Origin of the sequence: Streptomyces olivochromogenes, assembly GCF_001514115.1 — a bacterium.
Lineage (GTDB): Bacteria > Actinomycetota > Actinomycetes > Streptomycetales > Streptomycetaceae > Streptomyces > Streptomyces olivochromogenes.
In genome coordinates this window covers 80,471-103,331 of record NZ_KQ948464.1, presented here as the reverse complement: position 1 = coordinate 103,331, position 22,861 = coordinate 80,471, and the positions used below count along the sequence as shown (strand labels likewise).

Below are 22,861 nucleotides of genomic sequence, written 5' to 3'. Positions count from 1 at the left end.
AGCCCCCTTGAGTGCTCCTGGGGGGCTCACCAGGCTCGGGAGGGTGCTCAACGGAGTGTTCCGGGAGTGTTTCCGGCGGGTGAAGCGGAGGGGTGGTTCGACCGGTTCGGACACCCGGAGCGGCAGCTCACGCGGTGTTGACAACGGTCGCCACTACACGGTGGTTCCCCCTCGCCGCCATGACCTGGGTCACGTGAGCGGCGCAGTGTAGCAGAGGGCTCACCCAAGCTTGTGAAGGGGCGCACGAGCGACCCTCCAGGGGCGGGTGGATACTCGATGGCATGAGCACCACGGAGCGTCCCAGGATCCTCGTAGTAGGCGGTGGGTACGTAGGCCTGTACGCAGCTCGGCGCATTCTCAAGAAGATGCGCTACGGCGAGGCGACCGTCACGGTCGTCGACCCCCGGTCGTACATGACCTACCAGCCCTTCCTCCCCGAAGCCGCCGCCGGCAGCATCTCCCCTCGGCATGTCGTCGTCCCGTTGCGACGCGTCCTGCCCAAGGCGGAGGTCCTCACCGGCCGGGTCACCACCATCGACCAGGACCGCAAGGTCGCCACGATCGCCCCCCTCGTGGGCGAGGCGTACGAGCTGCCTTTCGACTACCTCGTCATCGCGATGGGCGCGGTCTCCCGCACCTTCCCGATCCCCGGCCTCGCCGAACAGGGCATCGGTATGAAGGGCATCGAGGAGTCCATCGGCCTGCGCAACCACGTCCTCGAGCAGCTCGACAAGGCTGACTCGACCACGGACGAGGACATCCGCCGCAAGGCGCTCACCTTCGTCTTCGTGGGGGGTGGCTTCGCGGGTGCGGAGACCATCGGCGAGGTCGAGGACATGGCCCGCGACGCGTCGAAGTACTACACCAACGTGTCCCGCGAGGACATGCGCTTCATCCTCGTCGACGCCGCGGACAAGATCCTCCCCGAGGTCGGCCCCAAGCTCGGCCAGTACGGCAAGGAGCACCTGGAGGGCCGTGGCGTGGAGATCTACCTCTCCACCTCCATGGACTCCTGCGTCGACGGCCACGTCGTGCTGAAGAACGGCCTCGAGGTCGACTCCAACACCATCGTGTGGACGGCCGGCGTCAAGCCGAACCCCGTCCTCTCCCGCTTCGGTCTGCCGCTCGGCCCGCGTGGTCACGTGGACACCCAGACCACCCTCCAGGTGCAGGGCACGGACTACATCTGGGCCGCCGGCGACAACGCCCAGGTGCCGGACGTCGCCGCGCGCAAGGCCGGGGTCGAGAACGCCTGGTGCCCGCCGAACGCGCAGCACGCGCTCCGTCAGGCGAAGGTCCTCGGCGACAACGTGGTCTCCGGTATGCGGGGCTTCCCGCAGAAGGAGTACTCGCACGCCAACAAGGGCGCTGTCGCGGGTCTCGGCCTGCACAAGGGCGTCGCCATGATCGTCATGGGCAAGATGAAGATCAAGGTCAAGGGTCGCCTGGCCTGGTACATGCACCGCGGCTACCACGGGCTGGCGATGCCGACGTGGAACCGTAAGATCCGCGTCTTCGCCGACTGGACGCTCGCGATGTTCCTCAAGCGTGAGGTCGTCTCGCTCGGTGCGATCGAGACTCCTCGTGAGGAGTTCTACGAGGCTGCGAAGCCGGCTCCGGCTCCGGCTGCCGCCGCGGCTCCGGCCGCCGCCAAGACCGAGGAGAAGGCCAAGGCCTCCTGACCTCCGGTCACCTGTTCGTCCCTGAGGGACCTCCCGCCATCCGTGGTGCGGGGGGTCCCTCTGGCGTTGGGGGCGAGTTCTCTGCCTGGGGCGGGGGCTTCGCCCCGCATCCCCCGTCCGCCCTTCGTCTTTTGGCCGACGACCGGTGGGGGCTGGTCGCGCAGTTCCCCGCGCCCCTGAAGGGGCGCTGCGCGCATCTTCACTGCTCGAGCGAAGCCGAGAGCTTGGGGGAGGGTAGGGGCGGCGGGGGCGGAAGAACGTGGTGGGTACAAGTATTTTGCTCAGCTGTAACGCGGAAGGGGGACTGCGCGCGAGGCCAGTTGGTGTTTACGTGGTGTTGGAGCGTTCGGGAGTGTTGTCTCGGAGGTGTACGCCATGCAGGACGCCGCGCTGCGGCTGAAGAGCCTTGTCGAACAGTTGGTGGGGGCCCCGCTCCCGATGCGCATCCGCGCCTGGGACGGCTCGGAAGCGGGCCCTCCAGGCGCCCCCGCCGTTGTCGTCCGCAACCGGCGCGCCCTGCGCCGGCTGCTGTGGAAACCGGGTGAGGTGGGGCTCGCCCGGGCCTGGGTCGCCGGGGACCTGGGGGTGGAGGGCGACCTCTACACCGCGCTCGATCTGCTGTCGGGGCTCGTCTGGGACCGGGGCGAGGACGCGCGGGGCCTCGCGGAGGCCCTGCGCGATCCGGAGGTACGGGCCGCCGTCCGCGGACTGGTGAAGATGGGCGGCCTCCCGTTGCCGCCCAGCCCGCCCCAGGAAGAGATGCGCAGGCGCCGCCGCCACCTCCACACCAAGCGCAGCGACCAGCGCGCCATCAGCCACCACTACGACGTGGGCAACGACTTCTACGAGATCGTCCTCGGGCCCTCGATGGTCTACTCGTGCGCCTACTGGGAGGACGGCGGAACGCTCGAGGACGCCCAGCGCGACAAGCTGGAACTCATCGCGCAGAAGCTCGATCTGAGGCCGGGCCAGCGACTCCTCGACGTGGGCTGCGGCTGGGGCTCGATGGCGATCCACGCCGCCCGCGAGCACGGCGTGAGCGTCGTCGGGGTCACGCTCTCGCACGAGCAGGCCGCATACGCCCGTAAGCGGGTCGCGGACGAGGGGCTGACCGACCGGGTGGAGATCCGGGTGCAGGACTACCGGGACGTCGCCGACGGGCCGTACGACGCGATCTCCTCCATCGGCATGGCCGAACACGTGGGCGCCGAGCGCTACCTGGAGTACGCCGAGGTGCTGTACCGCCTCCTCAAGCCGGGCGGGCGGTTGCTCAACCACCAGATCGCACGGCCGCCCCGGCGGGACGAATCGGCGTACGACGTCGACGAGTTCATCGACGCCTACGTCTTCCCCGACGGCGAGCTCGCGCCCATCGGCACGACCGTCACCCAGCTGGAACGCGCCGGGTTCGAGGTCCGCGACGTCGAGTCGATCCGCGAGCACTACGCCCTCACGCTCCGCCGCTGGGTCACCAACCTGGAGGCGCAGTGGGCGCGGGCCGTGGCGCTCACCGGTCCGGGCCGCGCCCGTGTCTGGCGTCTGTACATGGCGGCCTCCGCGGTCGCCTTCGAGCGCAACCGCATCGGCGTCAACCAGGTACTGGCGGTCAGGACCCCCGAGCCCTCCGGTGCTTCCGGAATGCCCCTGCGGGCCAGAACCTGGAACCCGTCCCACTGACCGTGGTCCGCCGACGACCGGGGCCCCGTTCCGATCCGGAACGGGGCCCCGACGTTCGTGACAGGTCCTGCGCCGCTACTCCGACTTGATCGCCGACAGCATGTTCAGGCGGGACGCCCGGCGGGCCGGCCACAGCGCGGCCAGCACGCCGACCGTTCCCGCGAGGAGCAGGAAGAGGGCCATCCGGTCCCATGGCAGGACCAGTTCGTACGTCGACATCCTGCTGCCGACGAGCTCGCCGGCCGCCCAGCCGAAGAACACGCCCAGGCCGATGCCGAGCACGCCGCCGAAGAGCGAGATGACCAGGGACTCCAGGCGGACCATCCGCTTGATGCCCTTGCGGTCGAGGCCGATCGCGCGAAGCATCCCGATCTCCTGGGAGCGCTCGAAGACCGACATGGCCAGGGTGTTGATGACACCGAGGACGGCGACGATGACCGCCATGGCGAGCAGGCCGTAGAGCATGTTCAGGATCAGGGTGAACATCTGCGCGATGCCGTTGGAGATGTCCTTCTTGTCCTGGACCCGGATGGCCGGGTTCTTGCCGAGGGCCTTCTCCAGCTTGTTCTTGGTCGCGTCGGACGTGCCGCCGGCCGTCTTCAGCATGACCTGCATGTCGGCGACGTCCGTCAGGTGTGGGGCGAGCGTCGCGTTGTCGACCATGATGCCGTTGATCATCAGGTTGCCGTGGTAGATCCCGGCGACGGTGAGGCGCTGCTTCTTGCCGTCCTCGTAGGAGACCGTGAGGTCCGAACCGGCCTTCCAGCCGTGCGACTTGGCGGTGTCGTCGTCCACGACGACCTGCGTGCCGCCGACCTTGAAGGCGCCCTCGTCGAGCGTGAGGTCGGTGAGCTTGGCGATGGACCCACCGTTCACGCCCGCCAGCAGCTCGGACGTGTCGTCGATGCGCGAGGGGGAGGTGCGCAGGGGGCTGGTGTCGGTGACACCGTCGAGGCCGGCGAGGGTCTTCGCGACGTCCGGGGAGAGGGGGACGCCGTTCGCCATCGACACGACGTAGTCCGCCTTGATCGCGGAGCTGGCCATCTTGTCGATCGACTTCTGCAGGCTGCCCGCCATCACCGTCATACCGGTGATCAGGGTGAGCCCGATCATCAGGGCGGAGGCGGTGGCGGCCGTACGGCGGGGGTTGCGCACCGAGTTCTGGCGGGCCAGCTTGCCGGAGACCCCGAAGACACGGAGCACCGGGGCCGCGGCCGCGATCAGAGGGCGGGAGAGCAGCGGGGTCAGCACGAAGACGCCGATGATGAGGAGGACAGCGCCGAGACCCATCGGGGCCTGGCCGTCCGAGCCGCTCATGGTCGTCGCGTACAGGACGACGGCGACGCCGGCCGCGGCGAACAGGGCGCCGATCGTGTTCCGTACGACCAAGGACTTCGTCGTCGCCTGTGCGTGCACGCTGCTCATCGCGGCGACCGGCGGGATCCTCGCGGCGCGACGGCCGGGCAGCCACGCGGCCAGCATGGTGATGAGGATGCCGACGAGCAGGGCCGTGGCGATCGTGCCGGGCGAGATCACCAGCGGGCCGTCCGGGACGGTGGCGCCGAGCGAGCCCATCAGCGAGCGCATGCCCGCGCCGATGCCGATGCCCGCGAGCAGACCCGCCACCGCGGCGACCGCGCCGACGAGGAAGGCCTCGACGAGCACGGAGCGGGTGACCTGTCGGCGGGAGGCGCCGACGGCGCGCAGCAGGGCGAGTTCCTTGGTGCGCTGGGCGACCAGCATGGTGAAGGTGTTGGCGATGATGAACGTGCCGACGAACAGCGCGATGCCCGCGAACACCAGCAGGCCCGTCTTCATGCCGCTCATCGCGGAGGCGATCGCGCTCGCCTGGTCGTCGGCGAGCTGCTTGCCGGTGGTGGTGGAGGCGACGCCCTGCGGGATGACCTGGTCGAGGGCGGCGCGCAGGGCGGTCTGGCTGGTGCCGGACGCGGCCTTCACGTCGATCTCGTCGTACTCGCCGACGCGGTGGAAGAGCTGCTGCGCGGTCGCCGTGTCGAAGAGGGCGAGGCTGCCGCCGGCCGCGACGTTGCCGTCGTCGGTGCTGAAGACGCCGGCGACGGTGGGGGCGAGGACGGGGCCGTCGACGGACAGTCGTACGGTGTCGCCGACCTTGTAGCCCGCGCGCCTCGCGGTCTCCGAGTCGATCGCGACCTCGTTCTTGCCCTTGGGCGCGTGGCCGCTGGTCAGCGGGTAGCGGGCGTCCTTGGTGCCCCAGTAGTTGCCGCCCTGCGACTGGAAGCCGCTGCCGACGAGTTTGCCGTCCTTGTCGGCTATCGCGGTGAAGCCGGTCACGACGCCCATGGTGGTGCCGGCGCCGGGGACCTTGGAGGCCTTCTCGAGCAGTGCCTGAGTGAGCTTCTGCTCCTTGCCGACCTTGTCGCCCTTGTCGTCCTGGGTCTTGGGCTGGATGGCGACGTCGACCTGGTCGAAGCCCTTGGCGGAGCTCTTCTGGTAGGCGTCGGAGATGGTGTTGGTGAAGACCAGGGTGCCCGATACGAACGCCACGCCGAGCATTACGGCGAGCACGGTCATCAGGAGCCTGGCCTTGTGCGCGAGCACGTTGCGCAAGGCGGTTCGGAACATGGGGTTTCTCAGTCCAGGAGGGTGAGGCGGTCGGCAGGCGGAGGGTGTGGCTGTGTCTGCGGTGAGCCCGTCGGCTGCGGGCGAGCGGGGGCTGGGCACGCGGTTCCCCGCGCCCCGGTCAGGGGCGAGTCACCCCTCGGTCAGCTGGTGCGGCCCTTGGCGTCGAACTGCTTCATGCGGTCCAGGACGGAGTCCGCCGTCGGCCCGTACACCTCGTCCACGATCCGTCCGTCCGCGAGGAAGACCACCCGGTCCGCGTACGCCGCCGCCACCGGGTCGTGGGTCACCATCACCACGGTCTGCCCCAACTCCCGTACCGAGTTGCGCAGGAAGCCCAGTACCTCCGCACCCGAGCGCGAGTCGAGGTTTCCGGTCGGCTCGTCGCCGAAGATGATGTCGGGCCGGGAGGCGAGCGCGCGGGCTACGGCGACGCGCTGCTGCTGGCCGCCGGAGAGCTGGGAGGGCCGGTGGCTGAGGCGGTCGGAGAGACCGATCATCGTGATGACCTTGTCCAGCCACTCGCGGTCGGGCTTGCGGCCCGCGATGTCCATCGGGAGGGTGATGTTCTCCAGGGCCGTCAGCGTCGGCAGCAGGTTGAACGCCTGGAAGATGAAGCCGATCTTGTCCCGGCGGAGCTTGGTGAGTTGCTTGTCCTTGAGGGAGCCGAGCTCGGTCTCCCCGATGCGCACGGAGCCGGAGGAGAAGGTGTCGAGGCCCGCCACGCAGTGCATCAGCGTGGACTTGCCGGACCCCGAGGGGCCCATGATCGCGGTGAACTCGGCCTGCCGGAAGTCGACGGAGACCCGGTCGAGGGCGACCACCTGGGTCTCGCCCTGTCCGTAGACCTTCGACAGTTCCGTGGCGCGGGCGGCCACGGTGGTGGCCCGGTCGGCGAGGGGCGTGCTGGTCACGGGAGGGTGCTCCTGTCGGGACGACGGCGATTCTGGGGACGTGTCCCATCCTCGCGGCCGTTCGGCGCCTTGGAGTCAGCCGCTGTTCCGGTTCCGGGGGCAGCCTCGGGTCGGACCGCGCACGGTCTTGTCATACCTGGGGATGAGGGCGCGCCCTGAGTGCTCCCTGAGTGCTTCCCGAGCGCCGTGCGGGTACGACTCCTGCGGGTGCGTCCGTTCGGACGGTGAAATTCCGTCATTCCGTATACGCGGGTCTGTGCCGCCCGAAAGGCTATTGGCAAGTGCGGATGGCCCGTACCGGGGGCTGATGCACCCTCAGACGTCAATAAAATAAGACAACATCGGTTCGCTCGTCCGCTGTTCGAGGGACGCGCCCCGATAGGCTCGGAACCTCAATGCGGAGCCCATGGCCTGCCCGGATGGTGGAATGCAGACACGGCGAGCTTAAACCTCGCTGCCCCTCGCGGGCGTACCGGTTCAAGTCCGGTTCCGGGCACCTCCGACCCTTCTGTCCTTTTGCGTCCCTCAGGGGCGTCTTCGGCGACTTCATCGTGAACCGTTGACAGCAAGCGCGTGCCGTCGCAGACTCCCGTCAGGAAATGGTGAAGTAATTTTCACCAGGCGAACAAGCTCGTCGGGCGAACGAGCCGTCAGACGAACAGGCCGTCAGACGAACGAGCCGTCAGGCGAACAAGCCGGGCTGCGGGCTGAGCGGAACGCGAAGGGGCGTGCCGGATGCGTACCACCGTCGGAATCATCGGAGCCGGGCCGGCCGGCCTGCTGCTCGCGCGGTTGCTGCACAACGCGGGGATCGACTCCGTCGTGCTGGAGAGCCGCGACCGGGCGTACGTCGAGCAGCGCCAGCGTGCCGGGATCCTGGAGCAGGGGACGGTGGACGTGCTGCGGGCCGCCGGGGCCGGCGGGCGGATGGACCGGGAGGGGCTGCGGCACGACGGGATCGAGCTGCGGTTCGCGCGGGAGCGGCACCGGGTCGACTTCCCCGCCCTGACCGGCGGCAGCTCCGTGATGGTGTACGCCCAGACGGAGGTCTGCAAGGACCTCATCGCGCTCCAGATCGAGGAGGGCGGCCCGCTGCTCTTCGAGGCCGAGGCGCTGGCGGTGGAGGGGGCGGAGAGCGAGCGGCCGCGGGTCCGCTTCCGGCGTGAGGGGCGTGAGGGGCGTGAGGACGTGCTGGAGTGCGATTACGTCGTCGGCTGCGACGGGTTCTGGGGGGTGGCCCGGCGGGCGATACCCGCCGAGCACTCCCGTGTATTCGAACGGACGTACCCCTTCGGCTGGCTCGGGATCCTCGCCGACGTGCCGCCCTCCCACGACGAACTGGTCTACGCCCGCCACGACCGCGGCTTCGCCCTGCTCAGCATGCGCTCGCCCAACGTCTCCCGGCTCTACCTCCAGGTGCCCGAGGGCATGGACGCCGGTTCATGGGCGGACGAGGAGATCTGGGACGAGCTGGAGCGGCGCTTGGAGACCGCCGACGGGTGGAGTCTCGAGCGCGGGGCCATCACCTCCAAGTCCGTCACCCCGATGCGCAGTCACGTCCACGAGCCCATGCGGTACGGGCGGCTCTTCCTCGCCGGGGACGCCGCCCACATCGTTCCGCCGACCGGCGCCAAGGGACTCAACCTCGCCGTCGGTGACGTGGTGACGTTCGCCCGCGCGTTGGTCCACCTGGAGGAGACCGGATCGGCGGAACGTCTCGACGCGTACTCCGAGACCTGTCTGCGCCGCGTCTGGCAGGCCGAACGGTTCTCGTACGACATGACCACCCTGCTGCACCGCGCCCCGGACGCGACCCCCTTCGAGGACCGCGTCCAGCTGGCCAGGCTGCGCCGGATCGCCACCTCACGGGCGGCCGGGACGGACCTGGCGGAGGGTTACACCGGGTTTCCTCTGGACTGATCACCGCGGAGTCCCGAGACCCCGCCAGGCAGGGCGTAAGGGGCCTGTCACGGCTTGGTACCAGTACGCGCGTGCCGGGAAACACACGCGTACCTTGGCAGCGTGAGGGAAAGATCCTCCCCAAGCAGTAGGGTCGATCCTTTGCCTACCCATTACCCTTGAGCCAAGGCCACGCACGGTGGCCATGGAGGAGTGAAATGAGGAGCAGCAACCCGGTCTTCTCGCGACGGGGGTTCAGCCGCGACAACGGCTACGCGGGATTCAACGCGGCGCCGCAGGCCGGGGGACCCGCTGTCGGCACGCAGGCCAACCCGTACGCCCAGGGTGGCAACCCCTACGCGCAGAACCCTTACGCCCAGCAGGACCTGCAGCACGGCGCACCGCCGCAGGCCCCGGTCTCCACCGGCCGGATGACGATGGACGACGTCGTCATGCGCTCGGCCATGACGCTCGGCACCGTCACCGTGGGCGCGATCCTCGCCTGGGCGCTGCTTCCGGTGTCCAGCACCAGCTACGGGCTCGCCATCGGCGCCGCGCTCGTCGCGTTCGTCCTCGCGATGGTGCAGTCCTTCAAGCGCACGGCCTCGCCCGCGCTGATCCTCGGTTACGCCGCCTTCGAGGGCGTCTTCCTCGGGGTCATCAGCGAGATGTACAACAGCCGGTGGAGCGGCGCGCCCTTCCAGGCCGTGCTCGGCACCATGGCGGTATCCGGAGCGACCCTCCTCGTCTACAAGGCGGGCTGGGTCCGGGTGACCGCGCGGTACGCGCGCATCGGTATGACCATCGCGATCGCCTTCGTGGTCGTCACGGCGGTCAACCTGCTGCTCGTCGTCTTCGGCGTGGCCAATGACGGCGGACTGCGCAGCATGGGCCCGCTGGGCGCGATCGTCGGCATCCTGGCGATCCTGATCGGCGCGTTCTTCCTGACCCTCGACTTCAAGCAGATCGAGGACGGCATCGCGTACGGCGCGCCGAAGGAGGAGGCCTGGCTGGCCGCGTTCGGCCTGACCATGACCCTCGTGTGGATCTACGTCGAGATGCTGCGGCTGGTCGCCATCTTCAGCGGCGACGACTAGCCGACCCCGCCGGCCGAACGGGCCGGTGACCGACCTGAAGGGCCCGCGAACCGACGGTTCGCGGGCCCTTTGCCATGGGGATGCCTGGTCCTGGTGGTGGTGCGCGCTCAGAGCAGTTTGCGCGCGGCCCTCCTCAAGTCGTACTCATGAATGATCGCCTTGGCATGGCCGTACGCGAGATTGTGCTCGGCGCGGAGCCAGCTGACCTTCTCCTCGAAGCGGAAGAGGGCGGGGCCTTCGTCGACGGTGCGCAGCCAGTCGGACACTTCACGACCGGTGCAGTGGGGAATGCGGGCGAGCAGATTGCGGTGGGTCTCCTGGGAGAACACTTGGGACATCGGCGCCTCCGGACGCAATGGGGTGTAAGCCGGTCCTTCACGCCACGGTGCCTGAGGGTTCGGTTGTTGGCAACAGTCCCGTCGCGGCGCGTAGTCTCGCGGCGTGCTTGATACGACGCCGCTGACCCGAGCCGTGGACCACTTCGCCGACCGGTTGCGGGCCGCGCCGCAGAGCCGGCTGCAACGGGGGGCCGCCGCGGAGGCGCTGGGGCTGGCCAGGGAGTTGGCACGGTGGGCGCAGCGTGTGGAGGACCCCGCGGCTGAGCCCTTGGAGATGCCGGACGCGGGGATGTTCGCCGTCGCCGATCAAATCACCGTCGCGGCGCATGATTTGGCGGTCGTCCTGAGGGACGAGGGGGAGCTCGCGGAGGCGTTGATGCTGGTGGAGGAGGCGCAGAAGAGAGCCGGGGTGTGACGCCGGTGCAGCGACTTGCCGCGGGCACTTACTGCAGGCACTTACTGCAGCCACTTACTGCAGGGACTTACAGGGACGCTATGACCCTGTCCGCCAGGATGTAGACGCTCTCCTCGCCGCAGGCGAAGGTCAGGGCGTAGGCGCCGGAGATGCCGGAGCCGCCGAGGAGGACCGGGGTCTCACCGGCCCGCAGAGCCGCGGCCAGCCGTTCCGCGGTCTCGCGGTGGCCGGGGGTCATGCACAGGGTCGTACCGTCGGCGAAGACGTAGACGTCGAGGGTGCCGAGCGGGCCGGGACGGACGTCCGCCAGCTCCGTGCGGGACTCGGCGAGCTCCTCCAGGCAGGAGACCGTGCGCTCGTGGTCGTTCACGACGGGTGACTGGACCGGGACGAAGTCCGGGTGCGAGGGGTGACGGCGGCGGGCCGCGGCCAGTTCGGGCGAGTCACCCGCGTACTCGTCGGCGTCGAGGGCCGCCTCGGAGACCGGCTCCAGGGGCTCCAGGCTCAAGAAGTCCGACTCGCGGGGCATGAACAGTTCGCTGTCGGGCAGACCGAGCAGCGAGGGCGCGTCCGAGGCGTCACGCGCCTCCTGGGCGGCCCAGAACGCCCGTGCCTCGGCGAGCTCCCGCTCCCGCTCCTCGGCGAGCGCCTCGGCGACGGCAGCGCGTATGTCGTCCGTGTCCGCGGCCGAGCGCGCCGCCGGTACGAGGCCGTGCGTGAGGGCCGTGGCGCGGCTCTCGGCCAGCTCGTTGTGCAGGGCCGCTACCTGCCGGCGCAGACCCTGCAGGGTGCGCAGAACGGCGACGCCCACGGCCGCGGTCGCGGCGGTGGTGAGCAGCAAAGCAATTGGCATGGCGCTCACTGACGTACTCCCGGTTCAAAGTCGACCCCCCGACTTCCTACATCAGCTTGAAGGGCAAACCATCCTGCTGTCAGTGCGTAACGTCACGAATAGGACAGGACTTTGGCCCCGGGGTTTAGTCGTGCAGCGGCTCTGACCTGCGTAAATCGCTCTCCAGGGGGAGATAGGTCACATCTTGGGGGGGATTGGATCACAAATCGGCCCAGAGTCCCGGTGGTTACTGGGCTCTGGGCCGATTCGGTCACGCTGGGCTCAGCGTTGGTCACCCGTACGGAACCAACGGAACTAGCTGAGGCGCTCGATGACCATCGCCATGCCCTGGCCGCCGCCCACGCACATCGTCTCCAGGCCGAACTGCTTGTCGTGGAACTGGAGGGAGTTGATGAGCGTGCCGGTGATGCGGGCGCCGGTCATGCCGAAGGGGTGGCCGACGGCGATGGCGCCGCCGTTCACGTTCAGCTTGTCCAGCGGGATGTTCAGGTCGCGGTAGGAGGGGATCACCTGGGCGGCGAAGGCCTCGTTGATCTCGAAGAGGTCGATGTCGTCGACGGTCAGGCCGGCGCGCTGGAGGGCCTGCTTGCTGGCCTCCACCGGGCCGAGGCCCATGATCTCGGGGGAGAGGCCGGTGACGCCGGTCGAGACGATGCGGGCGAGCGGGGTGAGGCCGAGCTCGCGGGCCTTCGTGTCGGACATGATCACGAGGGCGGCGGCGCCGTCGTTGAGGGGGCAGCAGTTGCCGGCCGTGACCATGCCGTCGGGGCGGAAGACGGGCTTGAGGCCCTGGACGCCCTCCAGTGTCACGCCCGCGCGCGGGCCGTCGTCCTTGCTGACGACCGTGCCGTCGGGGGTGGTGACCGGGGTGATCTCCCGCTCCCAGAAGCCGTTCTTGATGGCTTCCTCGGCGAGGTTCTGGGAGCGGACGCCGAACTCGTCCATGTCCTGGCGGGTGACGCCCTTGATGCGGGCGAGGTTCTCGGCGGTCTGGCCCATCGCGATGTAGGCGTCCGGGACGAGGCCGTCCTCGCGCGGGTCGTGCCAGGTCGAGCCCTCGGACTGGGCCACGGCCTCGGTGCGGGCCTCGGCCTCCGCGAAGAAGGGGTTGCGCGTGTCGGGGAGGGAGTCGGAGTTGCCCTTGGTGAAGCGGGAGACCAGCTCGACGCCGGCCGAGATGAAGACGTCGCCCTCGCCGGCCTTGATGGCGTGCAGGGCCATGCGGCTCGTCTGGAGGGACGAGGAACAGTAACGGGTGATGGTGCAGCCCGGGAGGTGGTCCATGCCCATCTGCACGGCGACGATGCGGCCGAGGTTGTTGCCCTGCTCGCCGCCGGGGAGGCCGCAGCCGAGCATCAGGTCGTCGATGTCCTTGGGGTCCAGCTCGGGGACCTTGGCGAGGGCGGCCTGAATGATCGTGGCGGTGAGGTCGTCCGGGCGGAGGTCCTTGAGGGAGCCCTTGAAAGCGCGGCCGATGGGGGAACGGGCGGTCGAGACGATCACGGCTTCGGGCATCACGGCTCCATGGGCGCTATGGGGTGGACAGGCAGGGCTGCTTGGGAAGTTACCCGCCCGTACCGCCCGGGTCACCGCTCCGACGGTGTGACTAGGACCGCATTTCTAAGCGCTTGCTTTCCTCACCTCGATTGCTGGAGACATCCAGCAGCGCGGCAATCCGGGACACAGCCCCGACCCAGCGGCGCGGCAATCCGGGGCACAGCCCCGCCCCAGGGCCGCGGCAATCCGGGGCACAGCCCCGCCCCAGGTCCGCGGCGAACCGGGGCGCAGCCCCGGCCCAGGGGCGCGGGGAACTGCGCGCCCAGCCCCCACCGTCCGGCAGCCGAGGAAAGCCGGGCGCCGGGGATTCGGGGCGCAGCCCCGGCCCAGGGGCGCGGGGAACTGCGCGCCCAGCCCCCCACGCGCCCGCAGCGAGCGACCACACCCACGCGCCCGCAGCGAGCGACCACACCCACGCGCCCGCAGCGAGCGAACGCACCCGGCGCCCGCAGCGGGCGAACACAGCCCCGCGCCCGCAGCGGGCGTCTCACGCGGACGGCGTCGGCGCGGGAGCCGGATCCGTGGCGGGGACGCGCCGCCGCCGACGGCGCTTGAGAAGGGCCCAAGGACCCCGCGGCCCCGTGGGCATGGCGGCCGTGACCTCCGTGCCCGGCTCGGACGCCGCCTCCGCCGCGGCCCGTGCGACCGGCAGGAAGCCCTCGCGACGCGAGACGTCCGGGCGTTCCTCCTCGGCCGGCCAGAGGCCCAGCGCCGCGCAGACGGTGGGCAGCACGGCCATCGCCGCCGTCGCGTACCCCTCCGCCGAGGGGTGGTAGTTGTCGGGGCCGAACAGCTCGCGCGGATTCGCCTCGAACTCGGGTCCCAGCAGGTCGCCCAGCGAGACGGTACGGCCGCCCTGCTCGACCGTGCCGATGGTCTGCGCGGCGGCGAGCTGGCGCGAGGCGCGGCGGGCCAGCCAGCGCAGCGGCTGCTGGACCTGCTCCACCGTGCCCAGGTCGGGGCAGGTCCCGACGACCACCTCCGCCCCCGCCGTACGCAGCCGTCGCACCGCGGCCGACAGATGGCGGACCGACCGCGTCGGCGGCATCCGGTGGGTGACATCGTTGGCGCCGATCATGATCACGCAGACGTCCGGCACCCGCGAGGTGTCCGCGAGGGCGACCGCGACCTGCCGGTCGAGGTCGTCGGACTGGGCGCCGGGCAGCGCGACGTTCCACATCTCCACGGGGCGTTCGGCGACCGCCGCGAGCCCGGACGCCAGCAGCGCGCCGGGCGTCTGGCGGGCCCGGTGCACGCCCTGCCCGGCCGCCGTCGAGTCACCCAGCATGGTCAGCCGCAGCGGCGGCCCGTCCTGCACGGCGTACGCGTACCCGTAGAGACCGTCCGCGCGGGGCGCGTGCGCGTGCCCGTTGCCCACATGGCGCTTCGCCAGCTGTACCTCCGCCAGCACCACCCCGACCGCCGCGGCACCCACCAGCCCGATCCCGCCGCCGCCGTACGCCGCGCCCGCCGCGATCCGCCGTGCCACCCTCGCCCTCGACAAGCTCGACATACGTCGCCGCCACCTCCTCGTAGCCGTACAAACACTGCTTGCCCCGTGGAGCGGGTCGGCCAATCTCAACGGCGAGTGAACCGTCACCCAGGGCCTTAGGCTGACGGGACCATTCCTGTTAAAACGCAGCTCCGGAGACAACGGTGCAATTCCACGACTCGATGATCAGCCTCGTCGGCAACACCCCGCTGGTGAGGCTCAACAACGTGACCGCAGGTATCCAGGCGACCGTCCTGGCGAAGGTTGAGTACTTCAACCCCGGCGGGTCCGTGAAGGACCGCATCGCCCTGCGCATGATCGAGGCCGCGGAGGAGAGCGGCGCCCTCAAGCCCGGCGGCACGATCGTCGAGCCCACCAGCGGAAACACCGGGGTCGGGCTGGCCATCGTGGCCCAGCAGAAGGGCTACAAGTGCATCTTCGTCTGCCCCGACAAGGTGAGCACTGACAAGATCAACGTGCTGCGGGCGTACGGCGCCGAGGTCGTCGTCTGCCCCACGGCCGTCGACCCGGAGCACCCGGACTCGTACTACAACGTCTCCGACCGGCTGGTCCGTGAGACGCCCGGCGCCTGGAAGCCCGACCAGTACTCCAACCCGAACAACCCCCTCTCGCACTATCACTCCACCGGCCCCGAGCTGTGGGAGCAGACGGAGGGGAGGATCACCCATTTCGTGGCGGGCGTCGGCACCGGCGGCACGATCTCCGGGACCGGGCGCTATCTGAAGGACGCGAGCGACGGCAAGGTCAAGGTCGTCGGCGCCGACCCGGAGGGGTCCGTGTACTCCGGCGGGTCCGGGCGGCCGTACCTCGTCGAGGGCGTCGGTGAGGACTTCTGGCCGACGGCGTACGACCGTACGGTCGCGGACGAGATCGTGGCCGTGTCCGACAAGGACTCCTTCCAGATGACGCGCCGGCTCGCGAAGGAGGAGGGGCTGCTCGTCGGCGGCTCCTGCGGGATGGCCGTGGTCGCCGCGCTGCGGGTGGCCGAGCGGCTCGGACCCGACGACGTCGTGGTCGTGCTCCTTCCCGACAGCGGGCGCGGTTACCTCAGCAAGATCTTCAACGACGAGTGGATGGCCGACTACGGGTTCCTGGAGGACTCCGGCCCGAGCGCGCGCGTCGCGGACGTGCTCAACGACAAGGTGTCCGGCGCCATCCCCTCCCTCGTCCACATGCACCCGGACGAGACGGTCGGCGAGGCCATCGAGGTGCTGCGCGAGTACGGCGTCTCGCAGATGCCGATCGTCAAGCCGGGCGCCGGTCACCCGGACGTGATGGCCGCCGAGGTCGTCGGGTCCGTCGTGGAACGGGAGCTGCTCGACGCCCTGTTCACCCAGCGCGCCTCGTTGCAGGACCCGCTGGAGAAGCACATGTCGGCGCCGCTGCCGCAGGTCGGCTCCGGCGAACCGGTCGGCGACCTGATGTCCGTGCTCGGCAGCGCCGACGCGGCGATCGTGCTCGTCGAGGGCAAGCCCACCGGTGTCGTCAGCCGCCAGGACCTGCTGTCCTTCCTCGCCAAGGGCGGCGCCAAGCAGTAGGTGCCGACGGGCCGCCCGCGGGCAAGAAGGCGCCGGTCGGGGCGATTTCCGCAGGTGGCAGGAGGATATTTCCTGAAGTTCCCCTCCTGAGGGGGATCTTCCTGCCTTTCGGCAGGGAACTTCGCGGAAGTGGTACGAGCGCGTCACGTCCGCGCAGCACCCGCTTAACACGGGTCCGGCACATTAGTGGGTGTCGGCAGGGCGGGAGCGGCTCCCCGCCCCGGCCGACGCCAAAACGGCGCCAAGGACCTCCGGAGCGGCTCCCGGACCTCCATGGACGCCACGGACGCGCAAGCCCGGCCCTGACCCGGCACGCGTCCCTCGCGGGGACCGCCGTCGTCCCGCCCCCCGGTAACGGGGGTGCGGCGGTCTCCGCGCAACACGTGAGAAGGGCCCGGCACCAGTCAGGTGCCGGGCCCTTCCCGTGTGTACGCCGCGACGTACCGACGCTCCTCGCTCGCCTAGTCCTCCCAGTCGGAGTCCGACTTGCCCCCGCGGCGGCCGAAGAAGTTCGGGGTGACGCGCGCGGCCTGGACCACGTTGACGCCCACGATGCCGACCCAGGCGACCAACAGGCCGGACAGCTGCGCCACGCCGCCGCCGATCGCGGACAGCGGGACCGCCAGGACCAGCGACACGATCCCGAAACCGAAGCGCTCCCCCCACGAGTCGGTCGCCCCCTGCGGGGAGCGCGAACCGCGGGCCACCACCATCTGCTGCTCGGCCAGCTGCCGCCGCACCCGGCGGTCCACCGCGCCGTCGACACGCTGTTCGACCTTCTCCAGGAACGAGTCGACGAGCGCGGACTCGTACTCCTCGCCCAACTCCCTGCGCGCGTGCAGGGTGGCGTCGAGTTCCTTCTTCAGTTCGGCGTCGCCGCCCGCTTCCCTACCGGTCATGGTGTTCACGTTAGGGAGCGACGGCCCCCGTCGCACTGGGGATAGCCCCCCGGTTGGGGCTGGGCTGCACCCCCCAGGGGCGCAGCCCGGGCCGGTACCCCGAGCGCGCCGGTCGCCTCGACCGCCGTGAGGCCGACATCCGCCGGACGGACCCTAGGGGAGGAGAGTGACCAGGCTCGAGTCGAGGTCGAAGCGTGCGGCGGCCACGTGCGCCGCGGTGAAGGCCGGGTCCGCCCGGATCGCGTCCCGGACCCAGGCCGCGTGCGCCCGCACGGTGTGGTCGGCCCAGTCCCCGGGCACCGCCCGGGTGCGGAGCGCCGCGGGCGTGATCTCGTCCACCAGAAGGGCGAGATGGCCGGGCACGGGTGCCCCCGTACGGAGGTGTTCGAGCGTCGCCGCGACGGCCCCGCAACGCTCGTGCCCCAGCACCAGCACGAGGGGAACGCCCAGCTCCTCCACCCCGTACTGGACGGATGCGAGGACCGCCTCGTCGAGCACCTGCCCGGCGGTCCTTATGCAGAGCAGGTCCCCGATCCCCTGGTCGAAGACCAGCTCGGGCGGGACGCGGGAGTCGATGCAGCCGACGACGACCGCGAACGGGTGCTGCCCGGCGGCGAGGACATGCCGCCGGGCGCGCTCCTCGTGCGGATGGCGGGGCCGCCCGGCGGCGTACCGCCGGTTGCCCGCGAGGAGTTCGTCGAGCGCCGCGCGGGCGGTCGCCGGCCGGGAGCGGGGCGCGGCGACGGCCGGAGTCGACGCGGTGGTGGTGAGTACGGAGGCGGTGGTCGCCGCCAGAAAGGCCCTGCGGTTCGGGGGCATGACGCTCCCTCAGGAGTTGTGCCTGTAAACGCTCAATCACCGTACGCACACGCGCACTCACCCTGAGTGTCGATTTAGTGATCCTTGGTCGAATCGTCGTCGGATCATCGCTGCCGCGATACCGCCCCTTGATCAGGCGGCGGAGCTGTCCACGGGAAGGTCCAGGGGCCGCAGCTCGTCCGCGTACGAGACGGAGATCCGGCGCATCAGACCGTCCTCGGTGATGTCGTACTGGCCCAGGCGCCACAGCGGAGGCGAGTACGCGTGGATCGACACCGCGTCGTCGGTGGCGCCGGTCAGACGGTGGATGTGCTCGGGGCCGAAGCAGAAGGACTCGCCCGCGCCGACGGTGACGGACAGATGGCTGCCGCCGATGCGCGGGTTGGCCTCGGTCAACGCGCCCTGCACGACCCCGACCGCGCCGGAGGAGATGTCGTGGTCGTGCCAGCCGGTGTCGTTGCGCCGGGTCCAGCACAGCAGCCAGACGTCGACGTACTCGTCGCGGTACAGCGACGCGTAGTGCCGCTCCTCGTCGGAGAACGCGACCTGTTCGCGCCAGAGTTCGGGGCGGATGGCGAGGTCGTCGACGAGGGCCTGGAGCTCGCGCTTGTCGAGCGTGCGGTCCGGCAGGGCCTCGTACGTCATGGGGTGGCTCCCTTCAGGAGGCGGGCGGGGTTGACGGTGCGCAGGGCGTGGACGGCGGCGGCCGCGCCGAGGTCGGGGACGGTGGGGGAGGCGTAGGGGCGGTCGCTGCCGCTGACGACCACGTCGATGCCGACGGCCCGCACGAGCGCGTCCACGGCACGCGTCCCGTACGACGAGGTCTCGTAGAAGGCGTCGAAGTCGACCTCGCCGCGCCCGCCGCCGCGCGCCGCGAACCGTTCGCCGTGCAGCGGGGCGAGCCCCGCGAGGGCGGCGAAGCAGACGCGCAGACGGGGGTGACGGGCGCGGCCGAAGGCACGGAAGGCGAACCAGGACGCGTGCATCTGGTGGACGTACGGGACCAGCGCGGGCCACCAGGGCGGGGTGTCGGGAGTGGGCGGGGCCGTGCCCGGGTGGACGAACAGCGGCCTGTCGTGGCGGGTGAGGACGTCGAGGAGGGGTGCGCAGAAGTCCCAGCCGGCCGCGTCCAGCAGGGCGGTGGCGGGGAGTTGGAGGCCTGCGCAGCCCCGGCGGAGTTCGCGCTCGACCGCGTCCGGGGCTGTGTCCGGTTCCGACAGGCAGGGCGAGGCCCAGACGCCGAAGGGGGCCGGGAGCGCGAGGGCGCCGTCGTGGAAGGCGGCGAGCAGCGGGGCGGCCTCGGCGGGCGGCAGGTGTTCGATGCCGAGCGGGCTGGAGAGGGAGACCAGGGCCAGGTCCAGGCCGTCGGCGTGGGCGAGTGCGGTGCGGGCCGCGACGTCGTGGTCGGCCGGGTCGACCTCGTACGGCGGCTCGCCCGTCAGGTGCAGGGTCCAGCCGTCGAGGTACGGCGGTGCGGTGCGGGCGCGCAGCAGCTCGACGAAGGCGGGCGGCCAGATGTGCTGGTGGACGTCGGTGGGCACGCGGCGGTCCTCGGGTCCTCGGTCTTCGGGGAGGGATGGGGTGGGCTGACTGGTCTGAGCTTGGTTAACCGCTTCACTTATGCGGTTAACTTAAACGGTTAACAAGCCTTTCTGTCAACCATGCGTCCCTGGGGTGGAGGGCGTCGCATGCCCACGATGTGGACGTGTCCCGGTAGGCTTCCCGGCATGGCCAGGCCCAATAAGCGCACCACCCTCCGGGAGGTGGCCGAGGCCACTGGTCTCTCCACCGCCGCCGTCTCCTACGCCCTGCGTGGCAAGCACGTCTCGAAGGAGACGGAGGAGCGGGTGCGCAAGGCCGCCGCCGAGCTCGGCTACGAGGCCGACCCCATCGCCCGCGCCCTCGCCAGCGGGCGCACCAGCATGGTCGGTGTCCTCGCGGGCGACCTCCAGGACCTCTGGCAGCAGCAGCTGATGGCCGCCATCGGCCGGGAGCTGCTGGCCGGCGACCGTTACGCGCTGATCCTCGACGCGGGCGGTGACCCCGACCGTGAGCTGAAGCTCGCCAAGCAGCTGCGCGACCAGCGTGTCGACGCGTTGCTGGTGTCGCCGGTGAATCCCTCGGCCGAGGGGTGGGCGGCGATCGCCGACGCGTTGCCGGTGGTGGCCGTCGGGGACTCGCTCAGCGCGGCCCGTACCGCCGGGCAGGTCATCTTCGACAACCGGGCCGGCATCGACTCCGTCCTGGAATATCTGTACGGGCTCGGCCATCGTCGGGTGACCGTGCTGACCCCGACCCGGCCGAGTACGCCCGACCGGCCCGCCGACGTGTACGTCCGCGAGGCCGCCGAACGGCTCGGGCTGCGTGCCGAACTGGTTCCGTGCCCGCAGGAGTTGGGCGAGGCCACGGTCGTCGCCCGACGCCTTCTGGACGGGCCCCGGCCCGCGACCGCCGTCTTCTGCTTCTCCGACTCGCTGGCGTACGGGGTGTACGCCGCCGCCGCCGAGGCCTCGCTGTCCGTCGGCCGGGACGTCTCGGTGGTCGGCTTCGACGACCACCCCGTGTCGCGGGTCCTCACCCCGCCGCTGACCACGGTGGACTGGGGTCTCCCGGAGATCGCCGCGGAGGCGGCACGCCTGACGGTCGCGGCGATCGAGGGGAAGCGGGTCCGGAAGAAGCGGATCCTGTGCGCGCCGAGGATGAGCGAACGGGGCTCAGCGGTTCGGGTATAGCCCCACAGGGTTCTCGCCCCCGCCGCCCCTACCCGTCCCATCCCTACCTGGGGGCTCCGCCCCCAGACCCCCGCCAGGGGCGCTGCGCCCCCTGGACCCCCGCACGGCCTGAACGGCCTCGTCCTCAAACGCCGGACGGGCTGAAGATGCGGGCCGGCGCAAGAGAGCCACGACCTCCCGCCCCGCCCCGGAACGCCGGTCGGCCCAAGGCTTCTAGGGGCGCGGGGAACTGCGCGACCAGCCCCCACGCACCCGCAGCCGAACACACCCACTGGGTCCGGGGCGCAGCCCCAGCTCCCGGCCTCGCTCCGGAACGCCGGTCGGCCCGGGGTTTTCAGGGGCGCGGGGAACTGCGCGACCAGCCCCCGCCGGGCGGCAGCCGAAGAACCACCCACTGGGTCCGGGGCGCAGCCCCAGCTCCCGGCCTCGCTCCGGAACGCCGGTCGGCCCGGGGTTTTCAGGGGCGCGGGGAACTGCGCGACCAGCCCCCGCCGGGCGGCAGCCGAAGAACCACCCAGTGGGTCTGGGGCGCAGCCCCAGCTCCCGGCCTCGCTCTGGAAGGCTGGTCGGCCCGGGGTCTTTAGGGGCGCGGGGAACTGCGCGACCAGCCCCCGCCGGGCGGCAGCCGACGAACCACCCAGTGGGTCCGGGGCGCAGCCCCGAAGGAGGGGATCACGCCAGTTTCTTGCTCTTCAGCCAGGTGTTGGCGACCGCGTCCGGGTCCTTCTTCTCCTTGTCCACCAGGCGGTTGAGCTTGGTCAGCTCCTCGGAGGTGAGGACGTTGCCGAGGGTGGCCAGGGCCTTGCGGACCTTCGCGTCGGCCTTGCGGGAGGCGATGAGGGGGACGATGTGCTGGGAGGGGATCAGGTTGAGGGGGTCGGTGAGGACGACCCAGCCGTTCTCGATGACGTCCACGTCCGTGGTGAAGACGTTGGCGACGTCGATGTCGCCCTTCTTCAGCGCGCCCTTGACCAACGGGCCCGAGGAGTCGAGGGACTTGAACTCCTTGAACTCCACCCCGTAGCGGTCCTTGAGGCCCACGACACCGACGACCCGCTTCTTCATCTCGGCGGCGGCACCCAGGACCAGTTTGCCGTTGGCCTTGCGCAGGTCGGCGAGGGAGGTCAGACCGTACTTGGCCGCCGTCTCCTTGGTGACGGCGAAGCTGTCGCGGTCCTCGGCCGCCGCGTAGGGGAGGACTTCCAGGCCGCCGGGGAGCACGGTCGTCAGCGTGTTCTGCATCGCCCCGGCCTCGGTGTCCGTGGCCTTGTCGTCCAGGTACAGGAGCAGGCTGCCCTGGTATTCGGGGAGGAGGTCGATGTCGCCGCCCTCCAGCGCGGGCACGACGATCTCGCGTGAGCCGAGGTTGGGGCGGACCTTCGTCTTGATGCCCGCGGCGCCCAGGACACCCGCGTACAGGTAGCCGAGGATCTGGTTCTCGCTGAAGTTGGCGGTGCCGATGGTCAGGCCGCCGGCGCTGGATCCGGAGCCGCCGCCGCTGCCGCCGCCGGAACTGTCCAGCGAGGTGATGCCGCTGCTGCAGGCGGCCAGGGCGGGGACGGAGGCCGCGGCGAAGAGGCCGCCGAGCAGAGTCCTACGGTTCATGGTTCTTCGGCTCCTCAGTGGGCGGCGGTACGGCGATGGGGGTCCCGCCCGCTCGAGCGCAGTCGAGAGTGGGGGAGGAACAGGTAGCGCTGGAGTCCGGCCAGCGCGAGGTCGAGCACGACGGCGACGATCGCGACCAGCGCCGCCCCGCCGAGGACCTGGACGAGATCGCGCTGCGCCAGGCCGTCGAAGACGTACCGGCCGAGGCCGCCGAAGCTGACGTACGCGGCGATCGTGGCGGTGGACACCACCTGGATGAGGGAGAGGCGCAGGCCCGTCATGATCAGGGGAAGGGCGAGCGGGATCTCGACCTGGAACAGGACCTGGTGGCCGCGCATGCCCTGGCCCCGCGCCGCGTCCTTCACCTCCGGGTCGACGGCGCTCATGCCGGCGTAGGTGTTGGTGACGATGGCCGGTACCGCGAGGACGACCAGGGCCACGTACACCGACCACAGCGACAGGCCGCTGACCAGGAAGACCAGGACGACCAGGCCCACGGTCGGCAGCGCCCGGCCGAAGGAGGACAGGTTGATGGCGAGGAAGGCGCCCTTGCCGGTGTGACCGATCAGCAGGCCGAGCGGGAGCGCGATCGCGGCCGCGATGAGGGTGGCGAGGAGCGAGTACTCCAGGTGCTCGGCGATCCGGTGCGCGATGCCGTCGGTGCCGGCCCACTGGTCGCCGCTGACCAGCCACTTGGCGAGGTTCTTGAAGAGTTCGTACAT

At 70.6% G+C, this 22,861-nt stretch carries 19 protein-coding genes and 1 tRNA gene; 8 read left to right on the top strand and 12 right to left on the bottom strand.

The window, feature by feature from the left end:
* The first annotated feature begins 281 nt into the window (after nt 1-281).
* Nucleotides 282-1,682, top strand: coding sequence for an NAD(P)/FAD-dependent oxidoreductase (locus AQJ27_RS32110; RefSeq protein ID WP_067376147.1), 1,401 nt, complete (start codon nt 282-284; stop codon nt 1,680-1,682).
* Nucleotides 1,683-2,057: 375 nt separating this feature from the next.
* A complete protein-coding gene (locus tag AQJ27_RS32105; RefSeq protein ID WP_067376525.1) occupies nt 2,058-3,359 on the top strand; it encodes an SAM-dependent methyltransferase in 1,302 nt (433 codons plus the stop codon).
* Between the two features lie 75 nt (nt 3,360-3,434).
* On the opposite strand, the gene AQJ27_RS32100 is transcribed toward AQJ27_RS32105, so the two are convergent.
* The gene (locus tag AQJ27_RS32100; RefSeq protein ID WP_067376144.1) at nt 3,435-5,963 is read right to left on the bottom strand and encodes an ABC transporter permease; all 2,529 of its coding nucleotides are present in this window, start codon (nt 5,961-5,963) and stop codon (nt 3,435-3,437) included.
* Between the two features lie 140 nt (nt 5,964-6,103).
* Nucleotides 6,104-6,874, bottom strand: a complete 771-nt coding sequence (locus AQJ27_RS32095; RefSeq protein ID WP_054237271.1) for an ABC transporter ATP-binding protein — start codon at nt 6,872-6,874, stop codon at nt 6,104-6,106.
* A 413-nt stretch (nt 6,875-7,287) separates the two neighbouring features.
* Between AQJ27_RS32095 and AQJ27_RS32090 the strand changes: the two genes are divergently transcribed.
* The 3 genes from AQJ27_RS32090 to AQJ27_RS32080 all read left to right on the top strand — a co-directional run bounded on the left by AQJ27_RS32090 (nt 7,288) and on the right by AQJ27_RS32080 (nt 9,870).
* A tRNA-Leu gene (locus tag AQJ27_RS32090) sits at nt 7,288-7,370 on the top strand.
* A 239-nt stretch (nt 7,371-7,609) separates the two neighbouring features.
* Nucleotides 7,610-8,794 (top strand): 4-hydroxybenzoate 3-monooxygenase, encoded by a 1,185-nt coding sequence (locus AQJ27_RS32085; protein ID WP_067376143.1) that lies wholly within the window; start codon nt 7,610-7,612, stop codon nt 8,792-8,794.
* Nucleotides 8,795-8,991: 197 nt separating this feature from the next.
* A complete protein-coding gene (locus AQJ27_RS32080; RefSeq protein ID WP_067376141.1) occupies nt 8,992-9,870 on the top strand; it encodes a Bax inhibitor-1/YccA family protein in 879 nt (292 codons plus the stop codon).
* A 107-nt stretch (nt 9,871-9,977) separates the two neighbouring features.
* Here AQJ27_RS32080 and AQJ27_RS32075 read toward each other — a convergent pair whose 3' ends face one another.
* Complete coding sequence (locus tag AQJ27_RS32075) at nt 9,978-10,208, bottom strand: DUF4287 domain-containing protein (protein ID WP_054237274.1); 231 nt, start codon at nt 10,206-10,208, stop codon at nt 9,978-9,980.
* Nucleotides 10,209-10,311: 103 nt separating this feature from the next.
* Between AQJ27_RS32075 and AQJ27_RS32070 the strand changes: the two genes are divergently transcribed.
* A complete protein-coding gene (locus AQJ27_RS32070; RefSeq protein ID WP_079065410.1) occupies nt 10,312-10,623 on the top strand; it encodes a hypothetical protein in 312 nt (103 codons plus the stop codon).
* A gap of 67 nt (nt 10,624-10,690) precedes the next feature.
* Here AQJ27_RS32070 and AQJ27_RS32065 read toward each other — a convergent pair whose 3' ends face one another.
* From AQJ27_RS32065 to AQJ27_RS32055, 3 genes are all read right to left on the bottom strand, one after another.
* A complete protein-coding gene (locus AQJ27_RS32065) occupies nt 10,691-11,476 on the bottom strand; it encodes a hypothetical protein (protein ID WP_067376138.1) in 786 nt (261 codons plus the stop codon).
* 294 nt (nt 11,477-11,770) lie between these two features.
* Entirely contained in the window at nt 11,771-12,991 is a 1,221-nt protein-coding gene (locus AQJ27_RS32060; protein ID WP_054237276.1) for an acetyl-CoA C-acetyltransferase, read from the bottom strand.
* 529 nt (nt 12,992-13,520) lie between these two features.
* Entirely contained in the window at nt 13,521-14,546 is a 1,026-nt protein-coding gene (locus tag AQJ27_RS32055) for an SGNH/GDSL hydrolase family protein (RefSeq protein WP_201264373.1), read from the bottom strand.
* Nucleotides 14,547-14,689: 143 nt separating this feature from the next.
* On the opposite strand from AQJ27_RS32055, the gene AQJ27_RS32050 reads away from it, so the two are divergent.
* On the top strand, nt 14,690-16,084 hold the full coding sequence (locus AQJ27_RS32050) for a cystathionine beta-synthase (protein WP_054237278.1): 1,395 nt from the start codon (nt 14,690-14,692) through the stop codon (nt 16,082-16,084).
* A gap of 461 nt (nt 16,085-16,545) precedes the next feature.
* Here the strand turns inward: AQJ27_RS32050 and AQJ27_RS32045 are convergent, their stop codons facing one another.
* The 4 genes from AQJ27_RS32045 to AQJ27_RS32030 form a co-directional block, all read right to left on the bottom strand.
* Complete coding sequence (locus AQJ27_RS32045) at nt 16,546-16,983, bottom strand: hypothetical protein (protein ID WP_067376134.1); 438 nt, start codon at nt 16,981-16,983, stop codon at nt 16,546-16,548.
* A gap of 153 nt (nt 16,984-17,136) precedes the next feature.
* A complete protein-coding gene (locus AQJ27_RS32040) occupies nt 17,137-17,802 on the bottom strand; it encodes a carbonic anhydrase (protein ID WP_067376132.1) in 666 nt (221 codons plus the stop codon).
* A gap of 132 nt (nt 17,803-17,934) precedes the next feature.
* A complete protein-coding gene (locus AQJ27_RS32035) occupies nt 17,935-18,447 on the bottom strand; it encodes a cysteine dioxygenase (RefSeq protein ID WP_067376130.1) in 513 nt (170 codons plus the stop codon).
* A complete protein-coding gene (locus AQJ27_RS32030) occupies nt 18,444-19,343 on the bottom strand; it encodes an amidohydrolase family protein (RefSeq protein WP_067376128.1) in 900 nt (299 codons plus the stop codon). The genes AQJ27_RS32035 and AQJ27_RS32030 overlap by 4 nt, the downstream gene beginning before the upstream one ends.
* Nucleotides 19,344-19,529: 186 nt before the next feature.
* Here AQJ27_RS32030 and AQJ27_RS32025 point away from each other — a divergent pair, with 186 nt between their 5' ends.
* Nucleotides 19,530-20,534 carry a LacI family DNA-binding transcriptional regulator gene (locus AQJ27_RS32025; protein WP_067376127.1) on the top strand — a complete coding sequence of 335 codons (1,005 nt, stop codon included), beginning with the start codon at nt 19,530-19,532 and terminating at the stop codon, nt 20,532-20,534.
* Between the two features lie 672 nt (nt 20,535-21,206).
* Here AQJ27_RS32025 and AQJ27_RS32020 read toward each other — a convergent pair.
* The gene (locus AQJ27_RS32020) at nt 21,207-22,139 is read right to left on the bottom strand and encodes an ABC transporter substrate-binding protein (RefSeq protein ID WP_067376126.1); all 933 of its coding nucleotides are present in this window, start codon (nt 22,137-22,139) and stop codon (nt 21,207-21,209) included.
* A 14-nt stretch (nt 22,140-22,153) separates the two neighbouring features.
* On the bottom strand, nt 22,154-22,861 hold the full coding sequence (locus AQJ27_RS32015; RefSeq protein WP_067376125.1) for an ABC transporter permease: 708 nt from the start codon (nt 22,859-22,861) through the stop codon (nt 22,154-22,156).